This is a genomic window from Burkholderia sp. MSMB1588, from assembly GCF_001546925.1.
GTDB lineage: Bacteria > Pseudomonadota > Gammaproteobacteria > Burkholderiales > Burkholderiaceae > Burkholderia > Burkholderia humptydooensis.
The window spans coordinates 542,035-557,729 of sequence record NZ_CM003770.1 but is presented as its reverse complement, the minus strand read 5'-3'; the positions used below and the strand labels follow the sequence as shown (position 1 = coordinate 557,729).

Annotated in this window: 13 protein-coding genes and 1 pseudogene; 4 read left to right on the top strand and 10 right to left on the bottom strand. The window is 65.7% G+C overall.

What is annotated here, in order from left to right; all coding sequences use genetic code 11:
- Positions 1-12 precede the first annotated feature (12 nt).
- Genes WS92_RS02305 through WS92_RS02295 form a run of 3 tightly spaced genes read left to right on the top strand, consistent with a single transcriptional unit; the run spans position 13 to position 6,557 of the window.
- Entirely contained in the window at positions 13-1,278 is a 1,266-nt protein-coding gene (locus WS92_RS02305; protein ID WP_041862010.1) for a hypothetical protein, read from the top strand.
- Positions 1,279-1,300: 22 nt separating this feature from the next.
- Positions 1,301-5,644 carry an RHS repeat-associated core domain-containing protein gene (locus WS92_RS02300; RefSeq protein WP_082744039.1) on the top strand — a complete coding sequence of 1,448 codons (4,344 nt, stop codon included), beginning with the start codon at positions 1,301-1,303 and terminating at the stop codon, positions 5,642-5,644.
- 1 nt (position 5,645) lies between these two features.
- Entirely contained in the window at positions 5,646-6,557 is a 912-nt protein-coding gene (locus WS92_RS02295; RefSeq protein ID WP_141667952.1) for a hypothetical protein, read from the top strand.
- A 310-nt stretch (positions 6,558-6,867) separates the two neighbouring features.
- On the opposite strand, the pseudogene WS92_RS02290 reads toward WS92_RS02295, so the two are convergent.
- The 3 genes and pseudogenes from WS92_RS02290 to WS92_RS02280 all read right to left on the bottom strand — a co-directional run.
- A pseudogene (locus tag WS92_RS02290) lies at positions 6,868-7,380 on the bottom strand (HAD family hydrolase); the annotation flags it as partial.
- 106 nt (positions 7,381-7,486) lie between these two features.
- Positions 7,487-8,230, bottom strand: coding sequence for an SDR family oxidoreductase (locus tag WS92_RS02285; RefSeq protein ID WP_006028191.1), 744 nt, complete (start codon positions 8,228-8,230; stop codon positions 7,487-7,489).
- Positions 8,231-8,248: 18 nt separating this feature from the next.
- Positions 8,249-9,091 carry an NAD-dependent epimerase/dehydratase family protein gene (locus WS92_RS02280; protein ID WP_059934537.1) on the bottom strand — a complete coding sequence of 281 codons (843 nt, stop codon included), beginning with the start codon at positions 9,089-9,091 and terminating at the stop codon, positions 8,249-8,251.
- Between the two features lie 95 nt (positions 9,092-9,186).
- On the opposite strand from WS92_RS02280, the gene WS92_RS02275 reads away from it, so the two are divergent.
- The gene (locus WS92_RS02275; protein ID WP_059934439.1) at positions 9,187-9,678 is read left to right on the top strand and encodes a nucleotidyltransferase family protein; all 492 of its coding nucleotides are present in this window, start codon (positions 9,187-9,189) and stop codon (positions 9,676-9,678) included.
- Positions 9,679-9,761: 83 nt separating this feature from the next.
- Here the strand turns inward: WS92_RS02275 and WS92_RS02270 are convergent, their stop codons facing one another.
- Genes WS92_RS02270 through WS92_RS02240 form a run of 7 tightly spaced genes read right to left on the bottom strand, consistent with a single transcriptional unit; the run spans position 9,762 to position 15,675 of the window.
- Entirely contained in the window at positions 9,762-10,577 is an 816-nt protein-coding gene (locus WS92_RS02270) for a phosphorylase family protein (RefSeq protein ID WP_015603091.1), read from the bottom strand.
- A gap of 29 nt (positions 10,578-10,606) precedes the next feature.
- Positions 10,607-11,323 (bottom strand): histidine phosphatase family protein, encoded by a 717-nt coding sequence (locus WS92_RS02265; RefSeq protein ID WP_059934438.1) that lies wholly within the window; start codon positions 11,321-11,323, stop codon positions 10,607-10,609.
- 26 nt (positions 11,324-11,349) lie between these two features.
- Positions 11,350-12,858, bottom strand: a complete 1,509-nt coding sequence (locus WS92_RS02260; RefSeq protein ID WP_059934437.1) for a phosphohexomutase domain-containing protein — start codon at positions 12,856-12,858, stop codon at positions 11,350-11,352.
- Positions 12,836-13,894 carry a carbohydrate kinase family protein gene (locus tag WS92_RS02255; protein ID WP_059934436.1) on the bottom strand — a complete coding sequence of 353 codons (1,059 nt, stop codon included), beginning with the start codon at positions 13,892-13,894 and terminating at the stop codon, positions 12,836-12,838. Before WS92_RS02255 ends, WS92_RS02260 begins: the two co-directional genes overlap by 23 nt.
- The gene (locus tag WS92_RS02250) at positions 13,887-14,309 is read right to left on the bottom strand and encodes a RidA family protein (protein ID WP_059934435.1); all 423 of its coding nucleotides are present in this window, start codon (positions 14,307-14,309) and stop codon (positions 13,887-13,889) included. Before WS92_RS02250 ends, WS92_RS02255 begins: the two co-directional genes overlap by 8 nt.
- Positions 14,306-15,052, bottom strand: coding sequence for an SDR family NAD(P)-dependent oxidoreductase (locus WS92_RS02245; RefSeq protein WP_059934434.1), 747 nt, complete (start codon positions 15,050-15,052; stop codon positions 14,306-14,308). Before WS92_RS02245 ends, WS92_RS02250 begins: the two co-directional genes overlap by 4 nt.
- A complete protein-coding gene (locus WS92_RS02240) occupies positions 15,049-15,675 on the bottom strand; it encodes a DJ-1/PfpI family protein (protein WP_231756000.1) in 627 nt (208 codons plus the stop codon). The genes WS92_RS02245 and WS92_RS02240 overlap by 4 nt, the downstream gene beginning before the upstream one ends.
- Between the last annotated feature and the right edge of the window lie 20 nt (positions 15,676-15,695).

Here is a 15,695-nt window from a genome sequence, read left to right as displayed (position 1 = left end):
GGCGCGAGGATCATGCAGAACTGGCAACCCACGAACCCCGTGGAGCGCAGGTTCATGGATGCGCACACGGATTGGCAGGGCTTTGCGAAGGATCGCGCCGCGAGGCTGATGATCTGGCAGACGAACGAAGCCGACGCGCAGCTCGTGCAGCTCTATTTCCAGACGCAGGAGGAGATATCGAGCGCGGTGATCGTGATGCGTTCGGATTTCTTCGACGGCGCGCGTTACGCGCCGGCGCTGACCGACGAGCTCATCCGGTTCTACGACAGCCGGCGCGATGCGTCGAACGCGCAAGGGCTGCTTGCGGATTGGCAGCCGCCGCGCGACGACGGCGGGCATCCGATCCTGCGTTTCCTGACCGTGGCCGACAGCTTGATGCAGCACCATCCGGACATCTTCCCGGCGATGGTGTTCGCATTGCAACCCGCGCAGGTTCGCGACGACGCGGCGCTCGCGCGTTGGCTCGGCGAACTGCTCGACGTCGTCGAATCGTCGCCGAGACTCGGCGCGCGCGTGCGATTCGTGTTGCCGCGCACCGATGCCGAGCCGTTCAAGCCGTTGCAACAGCGACATTCGAGCACGGTGCACATCGTAAAGGGATGCTACGCGATGGCGAGCGTGCCGCGCGAATTGCTCGCGGAATCCGGCGAGCGCGGGCCGAGCGGCGAGTTCAGGCGTTTGTTCGTCGAACTGAGCGAGACGATCGGCGACGGCAATCCGGCGCGGCTCGAACGATTGCGCACGGCGGCGTTGCAGATCGCCGAACGCGAGCAGTGGTTCGATCAGTGCGTGGTCGTGCATCTGATCGCGGGCGCCGCGTATCTGAAGTGGCGCGACCACGAGCGCGCGCTCGATGCGTATCGGCAGGCGACTGAAAGCGGCGGGCGCGCGGTTGGCGCAGGGCATCCGGCGGGGCACAAGCTCGTCGCGAACGGGCTGTTCGGCGAGGCGAGCGTGCATCTGACGCACAAGGCGTTCGCGTCGGCGGCTTACTGCTACGAGCGCGCGGCGGCGTCGATGGCCGCCGCGCGGGACGCGTTGATGACCGTCGAGGCGTGGCGGATGAGCGCCGTGTGCTGGGAGAAGGCGGGAGAGCGCGAGCATGCGCTGGAGGCGGGCTTCAACGCGCTCGACGCGGGGCTGCTGATCGACGAATCGATGCGCGTCAGCAGCAACTTGAGGCTCGTCGTCGAGTGGATGGTCAAACAGGTCGGCGCATTCGACCGGCGCCGCAGCGAACTGAGCGACAAGGTCGCGGCGCTGCGCGGCGGACGCTGAGCGCGAGCGGGGAGCGGACATCGTGGCGCTGCCGGCCGTCAAGCACATGGACCCCGTCGTCGGGATCGACGTGCATTCGGTGATCGTCACGCCGGGGCTGCCTCCGGTGTTCCTGCCGCATCCGCATATCGGCTTCATGCTCGATCTGCGGGAATACATTGCGGCCGCGAAGGGAGTGATCGGCAGCATTGCGATGACGATCGCCGAAGACGCGGTGCTGGATTACCTGAAGGACCATCCCGACGACCGCAAGAAACTGACCGATGCGCTCAATTCGCTCAAGGACCAGAAGAAGCAGGCCACGAGCGATCCGTGGGTCGCGAAGGCGCTGAAGCTCAATCGCGACGTGTCGTCGATCAAGGGCGACGTGGCGGGCGCGGTGGGCGCGGGCGTCGGAATGGGGGCCGCCGCAGGCAGGCCGATCTTCGTGAACGGGCTGATGCGCGCGACGGCGGGCACGCATTCGTTTCATGTGCCGGGGCTGCACTTCCCGCTGGGCGAAACGTTCGCGCCGCCCGACCCGCTGCCGTCCGACGACGCCGAATCGTACATGGGCAGCCGGACCGTGCTCGCGAACAACGATCCGATGTCGTTCCTGGCGCTGCCCGCGATGAGCTGCTGGGCCGAGGGGATCGAGCCGCCGCCGCACAACGGCGCGCATACGACGCGCACGCATGAGTCGATGCCGAGTTCGGTGATGTTGCCGATTCCTGTCGGCCGTCCGGTGCTCGTCGGCGGGCCGCCCGTGATGAACATGGCGGCGGCCGCCAAGGGGATGTTCAAGGCGTTTCAGGGATCGAAGTGGGCGAAGAACCTCGCGGACAAGCTGCATCTGAAGTCGGGATTTTTGAGATGCACGGTGCTGAAAGCGGAGCCGGTCGACGTGACGACGGGCGAAGTGGTCGTGCAGCAGAACGACTTCACCGTGTCAGGCCGCTTGCCGCTCGTGTGGGATCGCTATTACGCGAGTCAGGATCGCCATCCGGGCGCGGTGGGCTTCGGCTGGCAGACGCCGGCCGATATCCGGCTCGAGCTGATGCGCAACGAAGACGGGATCGGCGCGGTCGCGCATTTTCCGGATCATGCGACCGCATTCAACGTGGTGCCGGCGGATGACGGCTGGCCGGCGCGCACCTATGACTGGCAGCATGGACATGCGTTGTATGGCGACGATGGGCGGATGGTGCTGCGCACGCGCGAGGGGATCGAATACGGATTCGTGCTGCCTTCCCGTTGGAGGGATTCAGTCGCGGCGCTCGATGGCGACGATTCTCGACTCACGCTGCCGATCGATCGCATGGCCGATCTCAACGGCAATGCGTGGGTGTTCGAGCGCGACATGTATGGCGGGCTCGTGCGTCTCGTCGAATGGAAGCGCGACGGGCAGACGGAGCGTCTGGTCGAATGCGGTACGGGCAGGGGGCCGCACGCCGGGTTGTTGACGTCGCTGACGTTGATCGATGCGGGCGGAAACGCACATCCGCTCGTGAGCTACGAGCATGACCGCGAGCGTAATCTGGCTGCGGCGATCGACGCGATGGCGCATCCGCATCATTTCGAATATGCGGTCGGGCATCGGATGGTGAGCCACACGAGCGCGCGGGGCGTGTCGTTCTACTACAGCTATCAGCAGGACGACGACGGCGTGTGGCGCGTCGATCATGCTTGGGGCGATAACGGCTTGTTCGATTATCGGTTCGTCTACGATCGTGCGCGGATGGAGACGCGCGTCACCAATTCGCTCGGGCATACGACGATCACGCAGATGAACGAGCGCGGGATGCCTGTTGCTGAAATCGATCCGCTAGGCGGCGTGACCGGGTATCGGTATGACGCGCAGGGGCGTGCGAGTGCGGTGATCGATCCGGCGGGGCGGACGACGGCTTGGGAATATGATGCGCACGGAAATTTGCTCACGCACACACTGCCGGACGGCAGCATGACGTGTACGGAATACGATGAAGACGACAGGCCGGTGTGCGTGATCGCGCCTGTTTCCCGACAATGGCGCTACGAGTGGGACGAGCACGGCAATCTGCTTACACGCATTACGCCTTCGCAATCAACGTCGCGATATGAGTACGATATCTTCGGGCAACTCGTTTCGCACACAGGTCCGCGTGGTGAGATCACACACTTCGAGTATGACCGATATGGAAACTTCGCGGTCTTAATCGACGCGCTCGGCAATCGCACTCGCTATGTGCACGATGTGCGCGGGAATCTCGTTCAGATCGTCAACTCGCTCGGACAAGTGAGCAGTTACGAATACGATCGAAACGGCAATTTGATGAGCGCGATCGAGCCGGGAGGACGAGAACTTCACTGCACTTACGATGCAGATGACAACCTCATGCGTTTTCGCGATTCCGCGGGGAATGTGACGCAACTGGAATATTCGGCGCTGGGTGACGTGATCAAGCGAACGGCACCCAATGAACATGCCGTTGAATACCAATACGATTCCGAGGAACAACTCATCGGTGTGGTGAACGAACGCGGCGAACGGCATGGGCTGAAGCGTGACGCGTTGGGCCGTGTCATCGAAGAAATCGATTATTGGGGCCAATCGCGACGCTATGAATATGGGCCCGCAGGCGAGCTTCGACGCAGCATCGATCCGCTGGCGCGGGCGATCGACTATGACAGCGACGTGCTTGGCCGCATTGTCAGAAAGTGCGTGCCGGATCCGCGGCAGCCCGGTGGAATGCGTATCGAGTCCTTCGAATACGATCAGAGCGGTAGTCTTGTGCTGGCTGAGAATCCCGACTGTCGAGTCGCGATTCGATACGATATAGAAGGCCGAGTCATTGAAGAAAGGCAGGGCGACGATTTCACGATCGCCTTTGCTTACGACGCATCGGGCAATCGCATCGAACGACGAACCGAACTGCGCGCGCATGGACAAACAGCGGTGCACGTCGTGCGTCATCGATATGACGCGCTCGACATGGTCACGTCGATCCAGATTGACGATGACGCATCGATTACGCTCGAGCGCAATGCATTCGGACAAATCACGCTCGAAAAGCTCAGCGCCGATCAGAAGCGCGAATTGATTTATGGTGCAGATGGAAGGCTCGCGAAGCAGGCGCTGCTATCGGGTACGAGCGTGTTGTTTTCGAGCGAGTATGAGTATGGCCCGAATGGCGAACTGATCGAGCTGCGTGATTCAAGATTCGGCGTCGAGCGCTTTGAATATGATCCGGTGGGGCATGTCACGCGTCACATCGATCCTGCTAGCAAGCTGCATCGCTTCTTGCACGATCGAATAACCAATTTGGTAGGTACTCGTAACGGCGAATTCGACGGCAGTTCCTACACGTTCGATCACGCGGGCAACCTGGTGCACAAGCGCGATGACACACAGGATTTGCAGTTGTCGTGGGATGGCGACGGGTTGCTGATTGAAACGGTCGCAACACGGCGGACGGCAGAAGGCATTTCGCACATTCACGCTCAGTACGCATATGACGCTTTTCATCGAAGAGTTGGAAAGTATTCTCAGACGCAACCGGAAGGGTCATCGCACGCCAGCCGTTTCTTCTGGGATGGAGATGCATTAGCGAGGGAGGCCACGAATGATGGCGGAGATCGCGAATGGATCTGCTATCCGGGAACATTCAAGCCGTTCGCCGTCGCTCAATCCGCGCTATCGGCGGGCAAGCTCACGTATTTTTATCATCATGAACTGAACGGTGCGCCCACACGCATGACCGATGCGTTCGGACGGATCGTATGGGAGACATGCGATACCGAACAGAATTTCGATCAGCCATTGCGGCTTCAGGGGCAGTACTTCGATGAAGAGTCGAGACTGCATTACAACCGGCATCGGTACTTCGATCCGGACACCGGCGGCTTCATATCGCAAGACCCAATCGGCCTCGATGGCGGGATCGATCCATACCAGTTCGCACCGAATTCGATTCAGTGGATCGATCCGCTGGGATTGGTCAAGGCTCCGCCGACGTTACCTGATACGCCCGGCATTTACATCATTACGGCTGGGGGAAAGTCGTACGTCGGCTCTGCGGGAATACGTGCGCAAGGGATGTCTTCGCGAATCTCGGACTTGACGCATGCGAATGCTCAGTATCTACTTGAGCAGTCCGATGCGAAGGTGCAATTTATCTCTGTCAACCTGGGAAGCGCGACAACCGCGAGCGACAGAAACAACATCTTGAGATATTACGAGCAAAGGGAATTGGACAAGCAGGTGGCGCGGCTCGGAAGTGCAAATATGTTGAATGACATGAGTAAGAGAATCCAGGCAGAAAAGAAAGTTAAACATGCGGAAAACCTGATCAAGAAACATGGTGTGTCTGCTTCTAAACGAAGAAGAACTTGTAAGAAGGAAACTTAACGTGTACCCAATGATGAGAAGTCCATTTGATACGATAAAACTCACCACCGCCAATCGACCAAGAGGATATTTTTGCGTGGGGAGCAAGAAGGAATGCAGCGTGTTCGAGGAAGACGGTGCAGTGGTGGTGCCGTGGGACAAGGTAGAAGACGTTATCGACGAGACGGAAATTCTTCGGTTGATTCCGGCAAGGAAATCGGACAAGAAAAAAATTCCGGATTTTGTGAGAAGGCTACGGAGTTTGCGTTTTCTTCAAATTCCTGTCTCTATGCTAGCAGATATCGAGGTCGATTGTCTCCCCAAGGAGCTGGAAACGCTGCTGTTGACGAATCCAAAGAGCAGCGTCGACTTTGAGGCGAGATGGGATGGGGTCGAGTCAATTGGTGGATTGAAATTCATCGAATTTCAGAATGAATTCGGTTCAGAATCTTGTCGGGAAAAATTGCTGGAATTTCGTGTCAATAATCTTAAGCTCGATTACTTGGGTTTCGATTTGTCAAAAAATGGAAATCTCTTGAATGGAATCGCTGTTGACAATACGTTGAAGACCGTCGTTGTTTCCGATGCGGGGGACATCAAGTTGGAGGAAAACCTTCCTGATGGTATCGAGGAGGTTGGCGTCATCCTTTCAGGGAATAATTTTGGCCTTGATGGATTGTCGAAGTACGTAAAGTTGAGATCTCTGTTGCTGAATGGCATCAAATCCGAGATCGATTGCTCTGTTTTTTTGTCGATGCCCAGCCTTGCTGATCTCTTCATCGTCAACAGCAAAAAAATTAGAAACGCTGAGGCGATCGCTAGTCATCCTTTGTTGAAGAGAATCACTTTTATTAATTGTGGAAAGCCATTCAAGGATATTGCTGAGAAATTTGATCCATCGAAATATGAAGTGCTGGATATTAGGCATTCGTGACTGATTGCGGCGGATTGAATTTGAAGCTGCTCGTGCCTGCAATGGAGGGATTTTATGTCCGGATAAGTGCATCTGAGGAAATCTAATGATTCAAACTCAATCTCTCGCCTCGCAGGTGTCTTCCCGGTCGTGAAGAGGGTTTCGGATCCACTCTTCGGCGAGCTGCCGGGATAGATGAACTTGGAATTTGTCATCCGGAACGCCCTATATTGTTACGAAGGAAATCAACCTGTCGTTGATAAGCAGGGTCATTTTTTATGCAGATAGGCATCCCCGAACGTAAAAATCATCGCCGAACTCGCCGAGCATGCCCCGAAGCCAAATCCTCGAACGCCACCGCGTTTTCCGCCTTTGCCCCGAGCAATTCAAGCGCCGTCAAATAAGGCAACGGATGCGCCATCCCGTGCTCGAGCTTGCCACCAGTCACAAGCCTGCCGAACCGCTCCGCGAGCCCCAGCGCGTTCAGTATCATCGTCGCATTCTCGCGCGGCGCATTCGTCACGACGGCAGTCTTCGCGGTGCCCCGTTCCGCATACCCGAGAATACCTTCCGTCCCCGCCGTCGGCGTCAGATTCGCGCCCGACTGCGCGCGAAACAACCGCTCCCTCTCCGCCGCCAGCTCGGTATATTCCGCCGCTGGCATCCCCGGAGACAGCCCACCGAGGATCAGATCGTCGGAAAACCCCGTTACATGCGTCTTGTAGTAATCGATATCGATGGTCAGATCGCAGCGTGCGCGCAGTGCGTTATAGGCATTCAGATGCAACGCGTCGGTATCGATGAGCGTGCTGTCCAGGTCGCACAACAGGGTGAGCGCGGTCACGGGGCGAAGATTCCTTGCGAAGCTTCTCGCCGCACCAACGTCCGCTCCACCGCGCACCCCGCGCAACGAGCATCCATCACGCAACACGAAGCCACACCACACAAGCCTAAACAACCTGCTCCCCCCCATCGACGATCAACGCCGCCCCCGTCACGAACGCATTCACCATGCAAGCGATCACCACCCCGGCCACATGCTCTGCCCGCCCGATCTGCCTCCCCGGCAGCTTCGCCGCATGCCCCGCAAAAAACGCCGCCCGCCGCGCCGGATCGAGCGCGTTCCAAAGCGGCGTATCGAGCAGCCCTGGAACCACGGTATTCACGCGCCGCGGCGCAAGCTCGACTGCAAGCGCTCGCGCGATCCCTTCGATCGCGCACTGCGACGACGTGAACAGCGATTTCCCCGCCACCGGCTTGCGGCTCAACGATCCCGTGACGAACGTGATCGACCCCGTCTCGGCGAGATGCGAGAGCGTCTCCTTGACGACGACGATCGACGACCAGTACAAGCTGTCCCAGTGCCGTTTCAGCGTCTCGACATCGTCCGCGATCGAATGCGGCGCGATGTCGTGCGCGACGCTCACGCACAGATGATCGATACGCCCGACGCGCCCGGCCAGCCTGCGAACGTCGCGCGGCTCGCGTACATCGGCTGCCTCGGCGATCACGTCCGCGCCGACGATCGCCGCCGCGCGATCGAGCCGCGCGCGATCCCGCCCGACGATGATCGCCTGCGCACGCAGCCGCGTCGCCTCGCGCGCGAGCGCGAGCCCGACGCCGCTCGATCCGCCGATGATCAGCACGCGCTGCCCGTCGAGCGAATAGATGCCGTTCGAATGCGTTGCGTCCATGATGACCTCGCATGCATCTCATCGATCGCCGCGCCACGAATGGATCGGCTCGAAGCCGAACAATCGCTTCGCATGTTCCGGCGCGAAGAAACTGCCGCATTCGTGCAATCGCCCCGGCACCGGCGCGCCGGGAAAGCGCAGTTCGAAGAGCGCATCGATCGGCTCGGCCATCACGGTGTCGGGCGCGGACACGAACACGTTGTGCACGCCGGGCGGCCGCGCTTCGACAGCGAGGCGGCATGCGCGGGCGACGTCGCGCGCGTCGATGTACGACCACAGATGCCAGCGGCGCATCTGCGGGTCGCGTTGATACTTCGTGTAGTGCGGATAATCGGCCGGGTCTTCGATCACAGGGGCGCGCAGCCCGACGATCGACGTGCGTTCGTCGCAAAAGAAGCCGGCGATCTGCTCGGTGACGATCTTCGACAGCGCGTACGCGGAGCCCGCACGCACCGGCGAATGTTCGGTCACGGGCACGTCGATCTCGCCGGCCGGATCGAACAGATCGTGCACGACCGCGGCGCTGGACAGCCAGACGATCGAGCGGATGCCGAGCACATGCGCGGCCTGGAATACGTTGTAATTGACGGTCACGTTGTCGCTGAAGGTCTTGCCGGGCGGGAACAGGCCCGGCAGCGACACGTTCGCGAGATGGACGATCGCATCCGCGCCGTCGAACGATTCGACGGCTTGCCCGAGGTCGCGCAAGTCGGCCTTCATCGAAGGCAGATGCCCGAGCGCGCTCGATGCGACGGTGGCCTTCATGTCGACGCCGAGCGTATCGTAGCCGTGCGCGGCGAATTCGCGCACGACGAACGCGCCGGCCTTGCCGGCAGAGCCCGTGATGACGATTCTTGTCATGCTCGCCTCCAAAAATCGTTAAAGTAAGGATTTCGATGCGATTTCGATGCGTCCCGCCGCGAGGCCGTCGCGCTTCGCGGGCGCATGGAGGAGTCATGGTTCGACCATCCGTCGATGCGGCGCTCGAACAGACCTTGTCGCTGGCGGTGCCCGCGATGGCGGCGATGTTTCGTGATCCGTGGTGCGTGATCGGCAGCGCGGCGCTCGCGCTGTACGGCGTCGACGTCGCGCCGAAGGACGTCGACGTGCTGACGAGCGTGCGCGATGCCGACGCCGCGATCGCGCATTGGGCCGCGTCGCGTCGCGCCGGTTTCCGTCCGTCCGACGATGCGCGCTTCCGTTCGCGCTTCGCGCGATTCGGCTTCGCGCCGCTCGACGTCGAAGTGATGGGCCGCCTCGAAGTCAACGACGGCCGCGCGTGGCGCGAGGTCATCGTCGATTCGACGCGGCACGTCGACATTGCGAACGTGAAGGTGCCGGTGCCGTCGCCGCTCGTGCTCGAACGGATGCTGCGGCTGTTCGGGCGGCGCAAGGATCTCGAACGCGCGGCGCTGCTGCGGCGGCGCTTCGATGCGCTGCGCGGCTAGCCGCCCGCCGCTGCGAAACGCGTCGACCGAACGAAGCGGGCAACGCGAACGCGGCGCGCGCGCAAACGCGGCCCGCAGCGCGCTCACGATTGCGCCTCGATCCGCAGCACCGCCTCGGCGATCTTCGCAAGCGTCGCCGCCGCGGGCTGCATCCCGGCGAGCACGAACGGGTGCGTGACCGGATGGTCCGGATCGAGCCCTTCCGCCCAGTTGCAGTTCGCGCAGATGAGCGCATATGGGATGCCCATCTGCCGGCACAGCACGAGTTCCGCGCCCGCCGTCATGCCGAGCACGCGATTGCGGTGGCCCGCGTAGACGCGGCGGTACGTGTCGACCTCGGCGACGCTTTCGAACGCGTCGCCGGCCGACTGGATGTACAGCCCATGCATCAGCAGCTTCGCGCCCGCCTTGTCGGCCGCGAGCGCGAAGTTCGTGCGCAGCCGCGCGTCGAACGGCGCGCGCATCGACGGATGCACGTCCTTCGCCAGATTGCCGAAGCTGTGCGACACGCCCGACAGGCCGCGCGCATAGTCGTCGGGCGCGAGGAACACGTTGTCGGCGGCGAGCGGCAGATCGAGGTCGAGCGAGCCCACCGAGTTGAACGCGTAGACGGCCTGCACGCCGAGCTCGTGCAGATGCCAGATGTGCGCTTCGTGTCCGAGCTCGGCGACGAGCTCGGACGGGCTGCGGTCGGGAATCTCGAGCGTCGGGCCGTGCCGCGGCAGGACGATCGCTTCGACGCCGCCGATCCTGCCCTTCGTGTAATGCAGCACGGTGCCGCTGCGCCGGCCGAACGTGACCCGCACGTTCTCGAACGTCTCGCGGTTGCCGAGGAATGCGTCGAGGCCGCGGGCGAGTCCGGTGCCCGCGATGATGGCGATGCGCTTCGAGCGTGACATGCGTGACTCCTGCAGAGTGAGGGAAGGCGCTACCCGCCGCGCTTTCCGGTGGGCGGCGTCGCGCCGCGCGGCGCGGCGGTGCCGAGAGCGCGCGCGCCGTCAGGCGGCGCGCGTGCATGATCGGGATCGGCTCGCCACGCGGGCGACAGATGCGACGTGTCGCCGAGCGGCCCGAGCGCGACGTCGCCGCCGTCGCGCACGATCAGCGAGACCGAGCACGCATGGATGCCGGCGATCAGCCTGAAGCGCGATAGCGGCGTTGCGCCGTAGAACGACGCGAGCAGGCGGATCGGCGATTTGTGCGTGACGAACGCGACGTCGTCGAACGTGGCGATCGCGTCGCGCACGGCCGACGTCACGCGCGCGAGCACCGCGAGACCGGTTTCGCCGCCGGGCGGCGCGTGGATCGCCGGATCGTCGGCCCAGCGCCGGTACGCGGGCTCGTCGCGCACGTCGTCTGGCACGCGTCCTTCCCACGCGCCGAACGACAGCTCGCGCAGCCGTTCGTCGACGACGATCGGCACGCGGTTTGCGTCGGCGACGTGGCGCGCGGTCTGTTGCGCGCGCAGCGACGGCGATGTCACGACGACGGCGACGCCGCGCAGCGCCGGATGCCGCGACGCCTCGATCGCCATCCGGTGCCCGAGCGCCGTGAGCGCCGGGTCGCGCGCGCCGCAGAAGCGCCCGGCGACGGTGTCCGGCGTCTGGCCGTGGCGGATCAGAATCAGGCGATAGCGGTCGTGCACGGGCGTGCTTCTCCGTCGGCGCGCGGCTACGGGCTTCGCTCGGCGGCGAGCGCGCGGGCGACGTGCGCGGCGAGCGCGGCGGCCGCGCCGGCCGCTCGCGCGCTCAGCAGCTCGCCGTACACGCGGATGCCGCCCTCGGTCGTGGAGGGCCGCAGCAGCAGCCATTCGCCGCTGTCGAGCGAGAACTTGACGCCGTCGACGGTCGTGATGCGCGCCGCGCGTGCGTCGAAGCCGCATCGTTCGAGCGCGCGCCGGCCCGCGGCGCGCAACTGCGGGGCGGTCGCATTGCCGTCCACGCGTGATTCGAGCCAGTCGAAGCGGCCGTAGCGTCGCCGCAAGCCGGCGACGAGCGACGCGAGCGGCTGGCCGCTCGTCGCCAGCAGGTCGGCGAGCAGCGCGACGGCGCCGAACGGATCGCGGTCGACGCCGAATTCGGCGAACGCGAGATCGCCGACGCCGCCTGCGCCCGCGTCGATCCGGCCGTCGACGAGCAGCGGCGACAGATGCTTGAAGCCGACCGGCAGTTCGACGACGGGGCGGCTCCACTGCGCGCACATCCGGCGCACCAGCGCGCCCGTTGCCGCCGTGATCGCGATGCCGCGCTCCGGATGGCCGTATCGCCGCCGATGCCGATGCGCGAGCAGCAGCGCGAACAGCTCGTGCGGCTCGACCGTGCGCCCGTCGCCGTCGATCGCATAGACGCGGTCGCCGTCGCCGTCCACGACGAGGCCGAGATCGGCGCGCCCGGTGCACACCGCGTCGGCCGCGCGGCGGCGGCTCGCGGGCAGCGACGGATCGGGCGCGACGCCGCCGAAGGTCGCGGACGGCGTGCAGCCGAGCGGCGTCGCCGACCAGCGCAGCGCGCCGCAAAGGCGCAGCATCGCGCCGCCCGCGATGCCGCCGAGCCCGTCGACGACGACGCGCAGCGGCCGCTCCGGCGTCGCGGGCAGGCGCGACAGCACATGCGCGACGTGTCGGTCGATCCACGGCGACGCATCGCATTCTTCGAAGATCACGTCGCCGGGACCGCGGGCATCGTCCGCGCGCGCTTCGTCGGCTTTGCCGGAAGGCTCACCGAAAGGCTCGCCGGGCGGTTCGCCGAACCGCGCGCCGCCGGCGGCGCGCTCCGAGTCGTCGAACAGCGCATCCGCGCGCCGTTCGAGCTCGGCGTCGAGCGGGCAGCCGGGGCGGCCCTTCGCCTTTACGCCGTTCCATTCGGGTGGGTTGTGGCTCGCGGTGACGAGCAGCGCGAGTTCGGCGTCGCCCGCGCCGACGAGGTACGACGCCGTCGGCGTCGGCAGATGCTCGACGATGCGCACGGCGCGCGCGCCCGCGTCGCCCGCCGCGCGCGCGACGAGCCGTGCGGCGCGGTGCCCGAGGCGGCGGCAGTCGTAGCCGACGACGACGCGCGGGCCGCCGCCGTCATGCGCGCGCACGGCGGTCACGATCGCCGCGGCGAGCCTCGCCGCGCGCTCGGGCGTGAACGTGCTGCCGATCAGGCCGCGCCAGCCGTCAGCGCTTCGCCGCATGCGCATGGGCGGGCTCCTCGGCGCGCGGCGGCGCGGACCGGCCTTGCGGGCTGTCCAGCGCCGCGTCGAGCAGCGCGTCGAGCGTCGGCAGGCCGTCGCGTGCGCCGCGTGTGCCGACCGCGCATGCGCCGCCCGCGTTGCCGAGCCGCAGGCGATCGGCCGCATCGAGGCCGGCGAGCCGCGCGAGCAGGTAGGCCGACGCGAACGCGTCGCCCGCGCCGGTCGGATCGACGACTTCGCACGGATGCGCCGGCGCGCGCGTCTCGACGCCACGATGGCGGGACAGCGCGCCGCGCTCGCCGAGCGTGACGACGACGTCGACCCCGTCCAGCGCGTCGAGCACGCGATCGTCCTGCTCGCGCAGATGCGCGAACTCGCGCGCGTTGGCGAACACGACGTCGCATTGCGGCAACAGCGGCAGCGCGACCGGATCGCGCGAATACATGCCGGACGGCGTCCAGCACAGCGCGGCGGCCGGGTGATGCGCGCGCGCGAGCGCGAACGTCTGCGCGAGCGCATCGGCGCTCGGATCGAACAGCATGAGCGCATCGCAGCGCGCGACGCCCGACAGCGCGGCGCGCACGTCGGCGGCGGCGAGCGACTCGTTCGCGCCGCGATCGAGCAGCATGTAGTTGCGGCGCTCGGGGCCGAGCACGGGGATGATCGCGCGGCCGGTGTGCGCGTGCGCGACGCGCCGCACGAAGCGCGTGTCGATGCCGCGCGCGTCGAGGTCGGTGAGCAGCCGATCGCCGTCGGCGTCGTCGCCGAGCGCCGCGACGATCGACACGGCCAGGCCGAGCGCCGCCAGCGCGGACGCGCAGTTGCCCGCGTGGCCGCCCGGCAGCGCGATCGCGCGCACGGGCAGCGAGTCGCCTTCGCTCGGCGACGCATCGCTGTACAGCAGCAGATCGATGTTCAGCGAGCCGACGACGAGCACGCCCGCCTGTTGCGCGACGCGCGGCAGCGTCGCCCGCAGGCCGCGCGGATCGGCTTTCCCGGCGCAGGCGCCGCGCGAAGCGCAGGTGCGGGCGAGGCTAGCCACGTTCGCCGTCCTCGCCGATCACGGCGACGCCGCTGATCTCGACGACGCAGCCCGCCTCGGCGAGCGACGCGACCTGAACGAGCGTGCTCGCGGGCGGCGGCGTGGCGAGCACGCGGTTGCGGACCGCGGACACCGCGGGAAAATCGGCGATGTCGCGCAGATAGATCACGACGCTCACGAGCGCCGACAGATCGCCGCCCGCGGTGTGGAGAATGCTCGTGAGGCGCTCGAATATGATCTCCGTCTGAGCACGGGCGTCGCCGGGCGCGAGCACGGCCCCGCCGGCGTCGGTCGCGACCTGGCCGCTGATGAAGAGCAGGCGCCGCCCCGCGCCGATCGGCACGGCGACGGCGGGCGAATACTTGCCGATCGGCCGCGAATGGCCGGCGGGATGAATGGCTGTGAAAATCGTCACGCTGGATGCTCCCCTGGGAAAGGTCCGAAGCTGGACGCGAGCGCGGTTACGTGCAGCTCGCGGATTTCGATGTGCGGCGGGCCGTCGAACAGATCCGCGACGATCGTCGCGACGTCCGCCGCATCGAGCGCGCCGGGACGGCTGCCCGGCGCGGCCGATGCGTGGCCGCCCTGGAAATGCGTGTCGATGCGGCTCGGCAGCACGGCGGTCATCCGGATGCCGCGCTCGCGCAGTTCCTGCCGCGCGACCTCGAAGAACTGACGGAGGCCCGCCTTCGACGCGCAATACGCGCTGCGCTCGGCGAACGGCCACACGCTCGCGTCCGACATCATGCCGACGATCAGCGGATGCGCGGCCGTGAGAAGCGGAACGCACGCCTTCAGCGTGTGGAACGCGCCGTCGAGATTGGTGCGCAGCGTGCGGCGCCATTCGTCGGGCGCCGTGTCGGCGATGCGAGCCCACCGGCCGCATCCCGCGTTGACGACGACGCCCGCGAGCATCGCGTCCTGCTCGCGCAGCGCGCGGCCCGCGGCGTCCACCGCGGCGGCGTCGCCGACGTCGACGGCCGCCGCGCGGACCCGGCATCCGGTTGCGCCGAGGCGGCGCGTGATTGCATCGAGGTCGGGAGCGGACCGCGCCCACAGCGCGAGATCGTAGCCGCGCCCCGCGAGCGCTTCGGCGATCGCGAGGCCGACGCCGCGGCTCGCGCCCGTCACGAGGACCGTGCCGCGCCGCGGGCTCATGCGGCCGTCTCCAGCAGGCGCGCGGCCGCGGCGCCGCGACCCGGCCGCAGCTCCATGCGGGCGGCCACCGGCGCGACCGCGTATGGCGCGAAATCGGCGAGCAGTTGAAACGCGAGATCGGCCGCCTTCGCCGAAGGCGACGCATCGCCGCCGACCGAGCATAAGCGGCCATCCGCGACGAGCCCCGCGGCGGGCTCGACGGACGGCGCGACGTCGAGCAGCGCTTGCCGCTTGTCGCGATGGATCGCGAGCCGCCGTCCGTTCGCGACGCCGGACGCCGCGACGACGAGCGCGCCCGAGCATACCGCGTAGATCGCCGCGCCGCGCGCATGCGCGCGGGCGAGCGGCGTCGAGAGCGACGGCTGCCGTGCCGCGTTCGCCGCGCCACTTCCGCCCGGCACGACGATCGCGTCCGCGCGTTCGAGCGCGTCGAGCGTCGCGCCGCACGTCAGCTCGACGCCGCACGACGTCGTGACGACGCGCGCGGCCGCCGCGATCGCGACGCACAGCGCCGCGCCGCCGCCCGGTGCGGGCACGGCCGACGCCTTCGCGAGCACGGCGTGCACGCCGAACAGATCGAGCGCATCGACGCCATCGTACGCGAGCAGAACGACGTCAATCACGTCCGTCGCGCCGCGACGGT